Annotated in this window: 14 protein-coding genes; 5 read left to right on the top strand and 9 right to left on the bottom strand. The window is 67.9% G+C overall.

Going from position 1 to position 15,718, the window contains the following annotated elements:
• Nucleotides 1–89 precede the first annotated feature (89 nt).
• From NG900_RS13440 to NG900_RS13420, 5 genes are all read left to right on the top strand, one after another.
• On the top strand, nt 90–1,136 hold the full coding sequence (locus NG900_RS13440) for a ligase-associated DNA damage response exonuclease (RefSeq protein ID WP_252681067.1): 1,047 nt from the start codon (nt 90–92) through the stop codon (nt 1,134–1,136).
• Entirely contained in the window at nt 1,133–2,779 is a 1,647-nt protein-coding gene (locus NG900_RS13435) for an ATP-dependent DNA ligase (RefSeq protein ID WP_252681064.1), read from the top strand. Before NG900_RS13440 ends, NG900_RS13435 begins: the two co-directional genes overlap by 4 nt.
• Nucleotides 2,776–5,391, top strand: coding sequence for a ligase-associated DNA damage response DEXH box helicase (locus NG900_RS13430; RefSeq protein WP_252681061.1), 2,616 nt, complete (start codon nt 2,776–2,778; stop codon nt 5,389–5,391). Before NG900_RS13435 ends, NG900_RS13430 begins: the two co-directional genes overlap by 4 nt.
• Complete coding sequence (gene pdeM, locus NG900_RS13425) at nt 5,388–6,047, top strand: ligase-associated DNA damage response endonuclease PdeM (protein ID WP_252681058.1); 660 nt, start codon at nt 5,388–5,390, stop codon at nt 6,045–6,047. Before NG900_RS13430 ends, pdeM begins: the two co-directional genes overlap by 4 nt.
• A 65-nt stretch (nt 6,048–6,112) precedes the next feature.
• Complete coding sequence (locus tag NG900_RS13420; RefSeq protein WP_252681055.1) at nt 6,113–6,625, top strand: ferritin-like domain-containing protein; 513 nt, start codon at nt 6,113–6,115, stop codon at nt 6,623–6,625.
• A 64-nt stretch (nt 6,626–6,689) separates the two neighbouring features.
• On the opposite strand, the gene NG900_RS13415 is transcribed toward NG900_RS13420, so the two are convergent.
• From NG900_RS13415 to prpR, 9 genes are all read right to left on the bottom strand, one after another.
• Complete coding sequence (locus tag NG900_RS13415) at nt 6,690–7,601, bottom strand: SIR2 family protein (protein WP_252681052.1); 912 nt, start codon at nt 7,599–7,601, stop codon at nt 6,690–6,692.
• Complete coding sequence (locus NG900_RS13410) at nt 7,598–7,876, bottom strand: DUF6566 family protein (protein ID WP_252681049.1); 279 nt, start codon at nt 7,874–7,876, stop codon at nt 7,598–7,600. The genes NG900_RS13415 and NG900_RS13410 overlap by 4 nt, the downstream gene beginning before the upstream one ends.
• Nucleotides 7,876–8,046, bottom strand: a complete 171-nt coding sequence (locus NG900_RS13405; RefSeq protein ID WP_252681047.1) for a hypothetical protein — start codon at nt 8,044–8,046, stop codon at nt 7,876–7,878. Before NG900_RS13405 ends, NG900_RS13410 begins: the two co-directional genes overlap by 1 nt.
• Nucleotides 8,047–8,114: 68 nt before the next feature.
• Nucleotides 8,115–8,261 carry a hypothetical protein gene (locus NG900_RS13400; RefSeq protein ID WP_420804151.1) on the bottom strand — a complete coding sequence of 49 codons (147 nt, stop codon included), beginning with the start codon at nt 8,259–8,261 and terminating at the stop codon, nt 8,115–8,117.
• A gap of 161 nt (nt 8,262–8,422) precedes the next feature.
• Nucleotides 8,423–9,625, bottom strand: a complete 1,203-nt coding sequence (locus tag NG900_RS13395) for a DUF2252 family protein (protein WP_252681044.1) — start codon at nt 9,623–9,625, stop codon at nt 8,423–8,425.
• Between the two features lie 101 nt (nt 9,626–9,726).
• Entirely contained in the window at nt 9,727–11,046 is a 1,320-nt protein-coding gene (locus NG900_RS13390; RefSeq protein WP_252681041.1) for a chloride channel protein, read from the bottom strand.
• 168 nt (nt 11,047–11,214) lie between these two features.
• Nucleotides 11,215–12,561: a GGDEF domain-containing protein gene (locus NG900_RS13385; RefSeq protein ID WP_252681038.1), complete on the bottom strand. Its 1,347-nt coding sequence runs from the start codon at nt 12,559–12,561 to the stop codon at nt 11,215–11,217.
• A 315-nt stretch (nt 12,562–12,876) separates the two neighbouring features.
• Nucleotides 12,877–13,575: an HD-GYP domain-containing protein gene (locus NG900_RS13380; protein ID WP_252681035.1), complete on the bottom strand. Its 699-nt coding sequence runs from the start codon at nt 13,573–13,575 to the stop codon at nt 12,877–12,879.
• Between the two features lie 110 nt (nt 13,576–13,685).
• A complete protein-coding gene (prpR, locus tag NG900_RS13375) occupies nt 13,686–15,671 on the bottom strand; it encodes a propionate catabolism operon regulatory protein PrpR (protein WP_252681033.1) in 1,986 nt (661 codons plus the stop codon).
• Between the last annotated feature and the right edge of the window lie 47 nt (nt 15,672–15,718).

Genomic DNA, 15,718 nt, shown 5'->3' with positions numbered 1-15,718 from the left:
TGAGGTGACAGGGCCGTCCCACGCGATCGGTCACGCTGCCTCTTAGTTGGCCGAAGCGCGGCCTGTGCGGCGCACGGAGCGAACGCAGCATGACCGGATCAGCGGACTTGATCGTCACGACGCCCAGCGGGTTGTACTGCCCGCCGGGCGATTTCTATGTCGACCCGTGGCGGCCGGTGGGCCGCGCCGTCATCACCCACGCACACAGCGATCACGCCCGCGCCGGGCACCAGCACTATCTTGCGGCTGCGCCCGGCGCGGGCGTGCTGCGTGCGCGCTTGGGCGACGACATCCCCCTGCAGACGCTGCCGTATGGCGAATCCATCGTGCACCACGGGGTCCGGTTGAGCTTGCATCCGGCGGGGCATGTGTTGGGCTCTGCGCAGGTGCGGCTGGAATACGGCGGCGAGGTGTGGGTGGTCTCCGGCGACTACAAGGTCGAGGCGGACAGCACCTGTACGCCATTCGAGCCGGTGCGCTGCGACACCTTCATCACCGAATCCACCTTCGGGCTGCCGATCTACCACTGGCGGCCGCAAATCGAAATCTTTGCGCAGCTCAACGATTGGTGGCGCGGCAATGCCGAGGCGGGCCGCACGAGCGTGGTGTTCTGTTATTCGTTCGGCAAGGCGCAGCGCATTCTCTCGGGGCTCGATGCCGGCATCGGGCCGATTGTTTCGCACGGCGCCATGCTGCAGTTGGATGCGGCGTATCGGGCGGCCGGTGTGGCGCTGCCCGAGACACAGCTTGCGGCCGATGTGCCGCGTGCGGACCTGCGCCGCGCGCTGGTGCTGGCGCCGCCATCGGCCCAGCGCTCGCCGTGGATGCGCCGCTTTGGCGACTATGCCGATGCCTTTGCCAGCGGGTGGATGCAACTGCGCGGCGCGCGGCGGCGGCGTGGTGTCGACCGCGGCATCGTGCTGTCCGACCATGCCGACTGGCCCGGGCTGCTGCACGCCATTGATGCCACTGGGGCCACGCGCGTCTATGTGACACACGGGCAGGTGGCGCCAATGGTGCGCTGGCTGTGCGAGTCCGGCCTGGATGCGCGCGCCTTCGCCACCGAGTATGGCGACGAGGACGAAGCCGCCCCCGCACACGATGCCCCCGCCCCCGTGGATACGCCCGTGCCATGAGAGCGTTTGCCGATCTGTATGCGCAGCTTGACGCCACCACGTCGAGCAACGCCAAGCTGGCCGCGCTGGTGGCCTATCTGCGTGCCGCGCCCGATGCCGACGCCGCGTGGGCGGTGTACTTCCTGGCAGGCGGCAAGCCCCGGCAGCTGGTGCCCGTGCGCGTGCTGGCCAGCTTTGCGCAGACGGCATCGGGCCTGCCCGAATGGCTGTTCGACGAGTGCTACCAGGCCGTAGGCGATCTGGCCGAGACCATCGCCCTGGTCCTGCCCGACGCCGACCACGCAGACGACGCCACCCTGGCCGAGTGGATGGAAACCCGCCTGCTGCCCTTGCGCGGCGAGCCGCCCGAAGTGGTGCTGCCGCGCCTGGCCACGCTGTGCCGTGGGCTGCCGCTGCATGCGCGGCTGGTGTTGATGAAGCTGATAACCGGGGCGTTTCGTGTGGGGGTGTCGAAGCTGCTCGTCACGCGGGCGCTAGCCGAGGTGGACGGCACTGACCCGAAACACGTGGCGCAACGGCTGATGGGCTATACCGACATCGGCCAGGCCCCCACGGCGCAGCGCTACCGCGCGCTGCTGGCCGATGCGAGCGTCGACGGCCAGGCGCTCGATGCCGGGCACCCGTATCCGTTCTTTCTTGCGCACCCGTTGCAGGCCGATGTGGAGCGCTTCGATACAGTGCTCGGGCCCCCGGCCGAATGGCAGATCGAATGGAAATGGGACGGCATCCGCGCGCAGCTCGTGCGCCGGGCCGACAGCGCGTGGCTGTGGTCGCGCGGCGAGGAACTCATCACCGAGCGCTTTCCGGAACTCTCGTCCATGGCAGAAACGCTGCCGGCCGGCACGGTGCTCGACGGCGAGATCGTGGTCTGGCGCGAGGGCCGCGTGCAGCCGTTTGCGCTGCTCCAGCAACGCATCGGCCGCAAGACCCTGACCGCACGCGTGCTGCGCGATGCGCCGGCCGTATTGCTGGCCTATGACCTGCTTGAATGGCAAGGCCAGGACTGGCGCGAGCGCACACAAGGCGAGCGGCGCGCGCAGCTTGAGCGCGTGATTGCCGAGTGCGTCCACCCGGCGCTGGAGCTATCGCCCCTGCTGCAGGGCGACGATTGGCAGCACCTTGCCCGCCAGCGCGAAGCCTCGCGCGAGCTGGGCGTGGAGGGGCTGATGCTCAAGCGGCGCGACGCCCGCTACGGCGTAGGCCGCACCAAGGACGTGGGCGTGTGGTGGAAGTGGAAGATCGATCCGTTCTCGGTGGACGCAGTGCTGATCTATGCGCAGCGCGGCCACGGGCGCCGTGCGAGTCTGTACACCGACTACACCTTCGCCGTGTGGGACGCCCCGCCCGAGTCGCCCGAGCGCAAGCTGGTGCCATTTGCCAAGGCGTATTCGGGCTTGAGCGACGCGGAGATCCGCCAGGTGGATGCCCTGATCCGCAAGACCACGGTGGAAAGCTTCGGCCCTGTGCGCAGCGTGGCACCCACGCTGGTGTTCGAACTCGGCTTTGAAGGCATTGCACGCAGTGCCCGCCACAAGAGCGGCATTGCGGTGCGGTTTCCGCGCATGCTGCGCTGGCGGCATGACAAGCCCGTCGCCGAGGCAGACACGCTGCAGACGCTGGAAGGCCTTCTGCCACCGTCATGAACGACACCGCGCTGCCTGACCTCGATGCCTGGTTTGCCGCACGCGGCTGGACGCCGATGCCGTTCCAACGCGCGGTGTGGGCGGCCATGGCGCGTGGCGAATCGGGCCTGCTGCATGCCACCACCGGCGCGGGCAAGACCTATGCCGTCTGGCTGGGCGCGCTGCAGCGGCTGGCGCAGGTGCGCGGGCGTGGCGGCGCACCGCCCCTGTCGGTACTGTGGCTCACGCCCATGCGCGCGCTGGCCGCCGACACCACACGTGCATTGACGGAAGCCGCACAGGCGCTGGCACCGCACTGGACGCTGGGGCTGCGCACCGGCGACACCGGCAGCGCCGAGCGCGCCGCGCAATCGCGCCGGCTGCCTACGGCGCTGGTCACCACGCCAGAGAGCCTGTCGTTGCTGCTCGCACGTGCCGATGCGCGGGACGCGCTGGGCTCGGTGCGCGTGGTGGTCGTCGATGAGTGGCACGAGCTGGTGGGCAACAAGCGCGGCGTGCAAGTGCAGCTTGCGCTGGCCCGGCTGCGGGCGTGGTCGCCGGGGCTGGTGGTGTGGGGGTTGTCCGCCACGCTGGGCAATCTGGCGGAAGCCATGGATGCGCTGGGCGACGCGAGCGCGCCGTCTACCGGCACGCTGGTGCAGGGCCATCTGCCCAAACGCATGGAGATCGATACGCTGCTGCCCGACGGCGTGGGGCGTTTCCCCTGGGCCGGGCACCTGGGCATGGCGATGCTGCCGCATGTGCTGGCAGAGTTGGAGAGCGCCCGCACCGCGCTGGTGTTTCTCAATACACGTTCGCAGGCGGAGCTGTGGTATCAGGCCGCCATCAATGCGCGGCCCGAATGGGCGGGGTTGATTGCGCTGCATCACGGCTCGCTCGATCGCGCCACGCGCGACTGGGTCGAGACCGGGCTCAAGCAGGGTGTGCTCAAAGCCGTGTTCTGCACGTCGAGCCTGGACTTGGGCGTGGATTTTCTGCCAGTGGAACGCGTGCTGCAGATCGGCTCGCCCAAGGGCGTGGCGCGGCTGCTGCAGCGGGCGGGGCGGTCTGGCCACGCGCCGGGGCGGCCTTCCCGCGTGACGGTGGTGCCCACGCATAGCCTGGAACTGGTGGAGGGCGCAGCCGCGCGCGCTGCGGCCATGTCGGGCCAGGTGGAAGCCCGCGCATCGCCGCACAAACCGCTGGATGTGCTCGTCCAGCATCTGGTGACAGTGGCGCTGGGCGGCGGCTTCGTGCCCGATGCGCTGCTGCAGGAGGTGCGCCGCGCCTGGGCCTACCGCGACCTGCTCGACGCCGAATGGCAATGGGCGCTCGACTTCGTGCGCCAGGGCGGCCACTCGCTCACGGCCTACCCCGACTACCACCGCGTGACACCCGATGCGCACGGCATCTGGCGCGTGCCCGATGCGCGGCTCGCCCGGCGGCACCGCATGAGCATCGGCACCATCGTCAGCGATGCCACGATGAACGTGCGCTGGTGGCGTGCTGCCGGTGGCGGCGCGTTGGGGTCGATTGAAGAAGGCTTCATCGCGCGCCTGCGCCCCGGCGACAATTTTCTGTTTGCGGGCCGGCTGCTGGAGCTGGTGCGCGTGCAGGACATGACGGCCTATGTGCGCCGTGCCAGCGGCAAGCGGGCTGCGGTGCCGCGCTGGAACGGCGGCCGCATGCCCCTGTCGACAGAGCTCGCGCAAGCCGTGGTCGCGCAACTGGATGCGGCGGCACACGGGCGCTTTGACAGCGCCGAGATGGAAGCTGCGCGGCCACTACTGGAGCTGCAGGCGCGCTGGTCTGCGCTACCCACCACGGCCACGCTGGTGGCCGAGACGCTGCACACGCGGGAGGGCTGGCATCTGTTCCTGTATCCGTTTGCCGGGCGGCACGCGCACCTGGGGCTGGCCAGCCTGCTGGCGTGGCGCGCCGCCCATCGCACACCGGCTACCTTCTCGCTGGCATTCAACGACTACGGGCTCGAACTGCTGTCCGCCACGCCCATCGATTGGCCCACGCTGCTGGCCAGCGGTGACTTGTTTGCCACCCACACCCTTGTGCACGACGTGCTCGCCAGCCTCAATGCCGGCGAGCTGGCCCAACGCCGTTTTCGGGAGATTGCACGCGTGTCTGGGCTGGTGTTTCAGGGCTACCCGGGCGCGCACAAGAGCACGCGCCAGTTGCAAGCGTCATCCGGCCTGTTCTTTGAAGTCTTCCGGCGCCACGACCCGGGCAACCTGCTGCTCACGCAGGCAGAAACCGAAGTGCTGCGCCAGGAGCTGGACCTCGACCGCATCGAAGCCGCCCTCACCCGCATGCGCGGCCTGCGGCTCGAACTGCGCGCGCTGAAGCGGCCCTCGCCGTTTGGTTTTCCGCTGATGGTGGAGCGCTTTCGTGAACAACTCTCCACCGAGAAACTGGCTGACCGTATCGCCCGCATGCTGGCCGATGCCGAGCGCGCCGCCGGCCCCGAGCCAACCGACCCGGATGCCGCAGAGCGGCCAGCCATTGACGCAGACGTGCAGGCGGCGCTGCGCATGACTGAATCACCTGAAGCGGCGGGCAAGCGCAGCCGGCAGGCGCGGCGCCCGCGCAAGACATCGAAACCGCTGCCACTGCTATGACCGGCACCCATGACCTGTCTATCGACTGCGCGGGCGAGACCGTATGCCTGCTGCCCGAGCGCGCGTTGTGGTGGCCGGCGCAGCGCATGTTGATGGTGGCGGACGCGCATTTCGGCAAGGCTGCAACCTTCCGCGCACGCGGCGTGCCGGTGCCCGCGGGCAGCACCGTGCAGGCTGTTGCGCGGCTCGACGCCATGCTGGCGCGGCTGCCGGTGGCGCATGTCGCCTGGCTGGGCGATCTGCTGCACGCGCGCGAGGCCGCCGGCGCGCTCAGCGCCCTCGCTGCGTGGCGCGCCCGGCATGCCGACGTGGCCTGCACGCTGGTGCGCGGCAATCACGACCGCCATGCGGGCGACCCACCGGCCGGCCTGTGCTTCAACGTGGTGGAAGAACCCTGGACGGTCGGCCCCTTCGCGCTGTGCCACGAACCGCAAGCCGTGCCCGGCCGCTACGTGATCGCGGGCCACGTGCACCCGGGCGTTGTCATCAGCGGGCGCGGGCGGGACCGGCTGCGGCTGCCGTGCTTCCGCTTTGGCCCCGGCTGCGCGCTGCTGCCTGCATTTGGCGAGTTCACCGGCCTGTGGACGGCCCCCGCCGCGCTCGATGAAGCGCTGTACGGCGTGGCGGATGACAAGGTCTGGCGACTGGGGGGCTGAGGGCAGGCCCGCTCGTTGCGTGGTCGTGGTCGCCACTCGTGGGCGCCACTCAAGGAGCCTTTCCCATGACAACCCCCGCCCAAGAACACGTACTGGACTGGCTGCGCGATGCCCATGCCATGGAAGAGCAAGCCGAACAGATGCTGCGCGCGCAGTCCGACCGCCTGAAACACTACCCCGACCTCAAACGCCGCATCGACGAGCACATCGTCGAGACCAAGGAGCAGCAGCGTCTGGTCGAATCGTGCATTCACCGGCTCGGGGGCAGCACTTCAGCGATGAAGGACATCGCGGCCCGCATCCTGGCGTTTGGCCAGGGCTTGGGCAGCATGGCCGTGTCTGACGAGGTCGTTAAAGGGGCCATGGCGGGCTATATCTTCGAGCACCTGGAAATTGCCGCCTACACCAGCCTGCGCACCGCCGCCGAACATTGCGGAGACGCCGAGACAGTGCGCGTATGCGACTTCATCCTGCCGCAGGAGCGCGCCATGGCGGCATGGCTGGCCGAGCACCTGCCCAGCATCACGATCACGTTTCTGACGCGATCGGAAACGCCAGGGATCGAGGCCAAGCGCTGAGGCTGCCGCGTTGCCGTCCCGTCTGCCGGAATCAAACACACGCCGACCACGCGCTCACTCACGCTCACGCGGTCGTGGATGGATTGCGCATGGCGGCGCGCTCGGCATCAACCTGCGCCCGCAGCATCTTGAACGCATCCACAAGGGCTGCGTGGTCAGCGGCGGGCGCGTCGTACCGAAGCACATGCAGGTTCAGCGCATCAGCCAGGACACTCGCCGTCAGATCGGAGAACGTATCGGCAGCGGCGACGAAGTAGTGCCGCTCCGCGCCGGGGTGGTCTGCGCCATACGCTTCCAGCAGGGCGCGCATGTCTGAATCGTCGATGCCGCAGCCGACAAACAGGAAGGTGTAGGTACGCAGCAGCGCCTCGACCAGCCCGTAGAAGGCCCGGTAGCGCGACCGGGCGTGGATGTAGTCGCAACGCGAGAAGATCAACGACGCCGGCTCGCTCATGGAGCCGTGCGTCTTGATGATGAGATCGGGCTCGTCTCGCAGCCGGGTGGCGACAGAACGGTCGCTGTAATGGCAGACGACGGCGCTGGGGTTGAGCGCCATTGCGCGCGTCTCGTACAACGAGTCGAAGTTTGGCGTGAGCGTGATACGGAAATCGAGCGCGATCAGCGCGTCGTGAATCGGCGCGGCACGGAATTGTGGCGTCACCAGGTTGCGCCGCAGCAGCGCCGTGAGCTTGCGCGGCCCCAGCACGCGGCGCACGATCTCGGCGGCCGTGAGCACGTCGCCGCGCTCGACAAAGGTCCGGACCTCATTGGCCACCTGGGGCGCCTTGGCCTCCATATCTGCCGCTGCCGCGTTCAGCAGTTCGGCCCACGTGGGCGGCCTGGATTTTCCATCGGCCGAACGGGCATTGGCCGAGACGCCCGAACCGAAGAACAACACCGCACGCCGACGCGCGATGTCCTCCACCAGCCGCCGCGGCCAGCGTATGAGCGGCGCCTTGCGGGGCGGTTTCCTCACGGCTGTCGAGTGAGCAGCAAACGGGCTTGCTCCATGCCATCGCGCACGGCCTCGCCTTCGGTATGCCAGCCCCGCCACGCCTGCGATATCTCGCGAATCTCAAAGCGCCGCTGGCCGTTGGCCACCGAGATGCGTGGCACCCAGACGCCGTTCGCGTCCTGCTCGGCGCTGACCGTCACGGTATGGCCCGCGCATTCGAACTGAACCACGTCGTGCCTGGCACCGGGCGAGCCTGCCGGCTCAACCGGTCCAGCTTGTGAGGGATCGCCTTGCATCACCGTACCCCGCTCGGATAGGGATGCGGCGGCGGCAGGCCCGCCCGCATCGGCAGCACTTGTTGCGCGCTCGCGCCGAACGGGTCTTCGGGCACATCGCGGGCGAATGCATATGCGGCGATCACCGCCAGGGTGACCGCCACGACAGCGAGCAGTTCTTGCGTGTCCATGAGCGTCTCCATGTCGAACCGGAAAGCGGCTGGTACCGACATGCAGACGCAAACTCCAGGCCCGGCCGTCAGGCCTTGCGCTCACCCAGCTCCGCACCCGTGGGCGGATCGACATCGGGGTCGGACGTCAGCCGCGTCTTCATGGCTTCCAGCGTGGCGAGTTCGGTCTCGCCCAGGTTCAGCGCGGCGGTATCGTCTCCGCCATCGGCGGGCACGGGCAGGTTTGTGCCGGCATGCGGCCGGCCGGCGCCGGGTCGGGCGGGCCACAGCGGGCGCCCTGCTGGTGACAGGCTTGAACGGCACACTGCTCGTTGACCTCATCAGATAACGCTGGCCACATGTGATGGCTGAGGGCTCGGGCGCCGGACCACATCGCTCAGCGGGCCCAGGTGCGGCAGTACTCCAGATATTGGCGCTCGTGCAGCCCGACCAGATCGACGATCGAAGACCATAGCCAGAACGGCGCATCGATGGAGCGCCCATGCCGCGCCCGTAGCTCACGGCCCCATGCCGTTGCCACATCCGGCGGCATCTGGCTGCCGTGCGCAAGGCCGACGATGTTGCCCAGATACGCGGCCAGCACGGTGGCGTCTTCCTGCTCCAGCTTGTCGACCGACAGCTTCAGGTCCTGCGGCTGCAGCTCGCGCATGAAAAAGCTGCGGCCCAGCATGCGGCCCCACGCCATCCGCTCGCCGAGCTTGGGGCAAAGATGGCGCGCCCCCATGACCACGCGTTCACCGTTGTGTCGGGGCATATCCGCTGCCGAGACACAGGGCGCTGCAGCCTTGCCGGCCTCTTTCACATCAATCAGCCGATACCGTGGCCCGCGATCCTGCTCGACCGCAAGCAAGACGGCATAGCGCCTCTGGCCCAGCGAGCTGCATCCCTTGACCCAATACGCCGCGTCCACGATGTGCACGGAGGCCTCGCCCGGGAGCTCATAAAGACGCGCCACGAGGGCGAGCACTTCATGCTGACTCACCAGACTTTTGATTTCGCGCCGCTCCTCTCGCGACAGCGGCCAGAAATGGCGGCCCAGCGGAATGGAGGGAGACGGACCATCGAGCCGCTCCTTGGCCAATTGCTTCCACGTACGCGCAGTTGCCGCCTTCATTGCGGTGCGCACCGACGCCGGACGTGGCGGCAGATGCAGCGCCGCATCCGGGTCGATCCCGTGCAGGTACCCCGCCATCAGCGCTTCCACCATTTTTGCGGTGACGATGCCGGGCAGGTCGGACCCGCGCGCCGCTGTGGCCAGCGAGACACCCAGCCGGATCAGATCGTGCGCGGGGTTGCCAATGACCGTCTGGTCCAGATCCCGGATCTGTATGCTCGGCGAGCCGGACGCATCACCGATGGGGCCGAGGTTGCCGACATGGCAGTCACCGCAGATCCAGATCGCGGGGCCATCCGGCAGCGTGTGCGGCCGGACTTCACTCAGCCATTCGTAGAACCGGACGGTGCTGCCCCGAACGAAGGCATGCGTCGAGCACGTCATCTTCGACTGACGCAGACGGGCGAGTACACGCGCACGGTTCTTTGGGCGCACCTCGCCCGGGCGCGATTTTTTGTGGGCCATGGGTGCCGGGCTTATGCAAGCGCTGCAGGGGTTGGTACGTTGCCCGCTTCCCTCGCAATAAGCGTTCCTTGCGCGCGGCGCAGCCCGTGTATCGCCGCAGGCTAGCGGCTTACCGGGCTTACCGGGCGCGGCACCGATGCCCGAAAGCGATGGGCCAGCGTGTGATAGAACGACGGCGTCAGCGTCTTGGACACTTGGCTCGACAGCACCGCCACCGCCATGAGCGGCAGCACCATCTCGTGGCCGTCGATCATCTCCATCACGATCACGAACGACGTGATGGGCGACTGCGTGACGGCCGCCAGATAGCCCACCATGCACAGCGCCGCCAGGCTTGGCAGCGGGATGGCCGATATCACCAGCGACATCACGTTGCCGAGCCCCGCCCCGATCGCCAAGGACGGCGCGAAGATGCCGCCCGGAATACCCGACAGGTACGACGCGACCAGCGCGGCAAACTTGAGCACCGCGTAGAACGGCGACAGGACCTGATGGGTTTCCAGCAGGGCGCGCGCTTCGGCATAACCGCTGCCGAACGTCGTGCCGCCGGACAGCAGCCCGATCAGCGCAATGGCGACGCCGCACAGGAAAGCGAATTGCACCGGCTGCGCCTGTCGCAGTGTCAGCAGCGGTGCGGGTAACCAGCGCGGCAGGTTCAGCAGCAGCCAGCAAAACGCTCCGCCAGCCACGCCCGAGAGCAGGCTCGCGGCAATCACGATCGGCACCAGCGCCAGGTGGAATGTGCCGATGGCCTGGATACGGCCGAAGTACAGGTAGTTGCCTTGCAAGCCCAGTGCGACCACCCCCGAAAAGATGATGGCGGTGATGAGCGTTCCGCTGTTGCGCGACACGAAACTGCGCGTCAGTTCCTCAATGGCAAACACGACGCCCGCCAGCGGCGTGTTGAACGCTGCCGCCAGCCCGGCTGCGGCCCCCGCAAGCGCAAGCTGTCGCTCGATATGGTGGCTGCTTCGTCGATAGCCCCGCCGCATGGCATACATGAGCGATGCGCCGATCTGCACCGTCGGCCCTTCGCGGCCGATCGTGAACCCACAGAGGATGCCCAGGAACGACACCACGATCTTGCCGACCATGATGCGCAGGGAGAGCAGCGCACTCGACAGCCGCCCGTCTTCCAGTGTGGCGATGACTTGCGGGATACCGCTGCCCTCGGCGCCGCGAAAGTACCGCTGCGTCAGCCAGATGGCGAGCGCCGCGCCAAGAGGCGTCACCACGATCGGCAGCCAGAACGCGTGGGACACCATGCCGCGGAACAGCTCGAAACCCCAGTCGATGATCTTCGCGTAAGCCACGGACACCAGCCCGACAAGGACGGCGCCGAGCCAGAAGATGCCGTAGTTGGTCCAAAGTCTCCGGGCGCGACGCGCGGATCTGTCGGCGATGTGGAGGGGAGAAAACATGGGGCTGGGGCGGCGGTTTGTGAGGCCGACAGTATAGGGCCGGCGCCAGACAGAACCGGCGATGCCCCGCCCATTTGAGCCCGTTCAGAGGCGCTAGCGGGGCCTTTCCCCTTTTTCCCCTTCTCCCCTTCGCGTGCCCGCCAAGGCCGAAGGGCATCGCCCAGCGCCTTACGCGCTGACGACCTTGTTCTTGCCCGCGCGCTTGGCCAGATACATGCCGCGGTCGGCGCGGTGGATGGCAGCCATGGGGGCCTCGTCCTTGCCGATCTCCGCCACGCCGGCAGAGAAGGTGATGAAGAGCCGCGTATCGCCCGCCGCAAAAAAACGCTGCGTGAGCGCGCGCTGGAGCCGGACGATGGTTTGCACGCCGTCTTCCAGGCACGTGTCGGGCATCAGGATCACGAACTCCTCGCCGCCAAAGCGGGCAAGCGTGTCCTGCGGGCGCATCGATTCGCGCGCGACCTGGGCCAGGTGCGCAAGCGCATCGTCGCCGAAGCTGTGTCCGTGGGTATCGTTGATGGCCTTGAAATCGTCGATGTCCAGGAAGGCGATCGACAGCACCGAGTTCTGGCGCGCGGCGCGGGCGACTTCGCGCTCCAGCGCTTCTTCCAGGCCCTTGCGGTTGAGCGCCCCGGTCAGCAGGTCATGACGCGCCGAGGCCGACGCCAGGTCGAGCGCCTTGCGCAGCCGCGCCACTTCGGCCGCCGCTTCTTCGGCCTTCACCTTCATCGCCGAGAGCTCGTCGCGGTTGCGCGCGGCTTCCTGCGACATCCAACGGGTGGCCGAGAGCGCGTCCTGAATGGCCGGCGCAATCTCGGCGATGCTGTGGGCCGATTCGATCTTCTTGGCGCACGCTTCCATCTGGCGATGGTGCTCGCCCGAGATTTCGGCCGCGGCAGACAGGCGCTCCATGAAGGCGGCCAGCAGCCGCTTCATCTCTTCCTGGGCCTCGATCGACTTCGACTTCAGCGAGCTCTGCTTGTGGATGACCTCTGTGAGGCGGCGCCGCAGCTCGTCCAGCCGGCGCAGGCTGATGGGCGCTTCGCTGGCCTTCATCAGGGCCTCGATCTGGCCGCGCATCCAGCGGTCGTCCAGCGACAGCTCGCCGATGTTCTCAAAGACCAGCTGCAGCAGGCCCAGCAGCGCGCGGCGGATCTCGCTCTGGTCTTCCATGGCGAGCGACAGCCATTGCCTGAACGCCGCCAGCTTGGCGTTCAGCCCTGCCAGGCTTTCGGAGCCCGAACGGCAGGCCTGGATCAGCGTCCAGGCGGCGGGACCGACCGGGGTATCGCCTTCGCCCAGCGCCGGCAGAAAGCACTCGACCGTGCATGCGAGCTGCTCGCACAACTCGCGCAGCAGCACCGCCCGCTCCGCCGCCTGGGCGTCTCCGTTGGGCTTGCTGCCGGCGATTTCGTAATAGATCGAGGCAAAGTTGTCTGGCGTGGGAGCCAACCTGCGTGAGGCCAGCAGCCGTAGGGCGTGCCGTGCGGTCTCCGAGGGATTGTTTTCTGTCATACCGAACTACAGGTTGGCGAGCAGGACTGGAGCGCGATTCTCCACGGTTCTGGGCAAACCGGAAAGCCGTCCAAAGGTTGATGTGGGCATTGCGCTGCATGCGCAAGGGCTGCCGGATTTGGTGACGAGGCAAGCATCCGGGCGCTTAGCGTGGCCCCGTCTATCCGTGCGTGAAAAACAGGGGGGTGCCTCACCACGACGTGGACCGCATGCGGTTTCGCGCCATGCCGACGCACGCTTGCCACATTGACCCACTGCAGCGCATGGTCGGGGCCTGCCCGCAGTGTTCTGAAGCCGCCGCCGACACGGCCGCGATCAAACCAGCGCCTGGAGATGCCTGAAGAACGCCGGAACGGGCTCCGGCCCACCAAAGAACCGGCCGACGGCAGACACCTCGCCGTACTTGGCAAGCAGGGCATCGGTGGCGGCACGTGCGCGCCGCACCCCGGGCACATGCCGGAGGAAGACATCCACCAGGCTGGGGTCAAAGTAGATGCCGCTGCGTTCGGCAAGCGCGCCAAGCGCATCGTGTTCCTTCATGCCTTTGCGGTAGACACGGGGCTCCATCATGGCATCGAAGGCGTCTGCAACGGCCACGATGCGTGCCGCCAGCGGAACCGCTTCACCCGCCAGGCCCGCCGGATAGCCGCTTCCATCGAAATGCTCGTGGTGATGGCGCGCGACACTCGCTGCCAGTTGCAGCACCGGCTCAGGGCTGCCGGCCAGCAGATCGGCGCCGATGCTGGAGTGGCGCCGCATGATGTCGTGCTCGTCTTCGGTCAAGGCGGCGGGCTTGAGCAGGACAGCGTCCGGAATGCCCAGCTTGCCGACATCGTGCACGGGCGCCACGCAATAGATCTGCTGCTGCTCGGCGTCGGCCAGCTCCAAAACGTTTGCCAGATAGGCCGAGACTGCCGCCGTGCGGACGAGATGTCCCAGCGCGGACGGGTAACGCAGGCCCCCGGCAAGCGTCAGGCTCGCCAGGGTCAAAAGGGGGCGGTTTGCTTGTGCCATTGGATGGCCTTCTTTGGAGGGTGCCTTTTGGCACGCGTTGATTCGAGAGAGGTCTGCACGATAGTCACCCTCCGGGCGGACTGCAACCATTCATCTCGCCAACGTTTGATCTACCCCGCCTGCAAGCGTCGCCACAGGGTGGTCTTGCTGATCCCCAGCGCCGCACACACCGCATCGCGGTCGCCGTCGTGCGCGGCCAGCGCGGCGCGAATTTCCTCTGCTTCCACGCCCCGGCTGCGCTCGCGCAACGTCAAGGCGCCGGTCTTGCCGCGCGCGGGTTGGGCAAAGACTTCGGGCGCGATCATGCGCAGCACGTCCTGGGTGATGGCGCCGCCGTCTTCGGTATCCGCCAGTTCCACGGCAATGCGCTCGATCACGCTCTGCAGCTCGCGCACGTTGCCGGGCCACGTGTAGCTTTGCAGCGGGCCGGCGATGTCGGCCAGCAGGTGGGCGGCTTCGTCGGTATCGGCAATGCGCAGCAGCAGGCGCGGCTCGCGGCGCGCGGCCTGCACGAGCAGCTCGGCGGCCAGGGGCAGGATGTCGTCGGCCCGTTCGCGCAGCGGCGGCAGCGCAATGCTGAGGATGTTGAGGCGGTAATACAGATCGGCGCGAAAGCTGCCGGCTTCCACCGCATCGGTCAGCGCGCGATGCGTGGCGGCCACCACGCGGATGTCGACCCGCGTGGGCTCGGTGGACCCCAGCCGCACCACTTCACGCTCCTGCAGCACACGCAGCAGGCGGCTCTGCAGCGGCAGCGGCATCTCGCCAATCTCATCAAGGAACAGCGTGCCGCGATGCGCGGCTTCGATCAGCCCGGCCTTGCCGCCCTTGCGCGCGCCGGTGAAGGCGCCTTCCTCGTAGCCGAAGAGCTCGCTCTCCAGCAGCGCTTCCGGAAACGCGCCGCAGTTGATGGCGACGAACGGAAAGTCGCGCCGCGCGCTCAGTTCGTGCATGCTCTGCGCGACCATTTCCTTGCCGGTGCCCGATTCGCCCAGCACCAGCACGGTGGCATCGGACTTGGCATAGCGGCGCACCAGCGTGCGCACGCGCTCCATGGGCGCGGATTCGCCCACCAGGTCATCGAGCCGGTAGCGCGCGCTGAACTGCTGCGGGCGCTGGCGCGAGCGCAGCGTGCGGTCCAGCCGCTCCACCGCGCGCGATTCCTGGAAGGTGAATACGGTGCCGTCTTCGGTACCTGCGGCACCGCCCGCGCCCGTGCTGGTCAGGGGGCCACGGTGGATGACGTAGTTCACGCCGCGCACGGTGCCCAGCGTATCGCCATCGGTATCGGGCAGCAGGCCCAGCAAATTGGGCGCGAGGCTGAGCAGCGGCTGCCCGGCCGCCTGCCTGGCGTCGATTCCAAGCGCGGTGGCGAGCCGCTCGTTGATGGCCTCCACGCGGCCCTGCGCATCCAGGGCGACCACGCCGTCGCGCAAATGCTGCAGCAGGTTGTCCAGGCGCTGGCGACGCTGCGATTCGCGGCGGGTGGCTTGCACCACCTCCAGCGCGGTATCAAACGCAGCGCGCACGGAATCGCGCGAGTACAGGAACACGGCGTTCATGCCGGCTTGCGCTGCCAGATCCGTCACCAAGCCGGGGCCAACGACGACGCCCACGCCGCGGTCGCGCAAGTCCAACACACAGCTCTCGGCGTCCTGGCGCGATGCGTACGCGCCAAAGACAACGTCCATGTTGTAGGCCGCCGCAAAGCGGCGCACCTCGTCGGGCGTATCGCCGTGCATGACAAGCGCCACCGTTTGCCTCGTGTCCGACACGGAGCGCCGGGCGCGCGCCAGCGCGTGCATCACGTCAAAACCGGTCGGGTTGATGACGACCACGGGCAGCGACAGGCGCGGCTTCAGATACGCGCCGTTGGAGCCGCCCGCCACCACCACGTCCGGACGCTGGGCACCGGCGCCGTCGATTTCGCGCACCACGTCTTCAAAACCGCGCGTGATGACGCGCAGTTCGGCGCGATCGTTGTACTCGGCGGCAATGTCGAGGAACAGGTCGCTCAGGCGGCTGATGCCGCAGGCCCAGATGCGGGGCCGATCGGTCAACTGCGTGAGCGAGGTGAGATCAGGGGTCGGACTCATGATGTCGCCATTATGCGCCGCGCATTTCCAAGTTGAAATGAAATTTT

The sequence above is a fragment of the Ralstonia soli genome, assembly GCF_023955655.1.
Taxonomy (GTDB): domain Bacteria; phylum Pseudomonadota; class Gammaproteobacteria; order Burkholderiales; family Burkholderiaceae; genus Ralstonia; species Ralstonia soli.
This window is presented reverse-complemented; position numbering and strand designations above follow the sequence as displayed.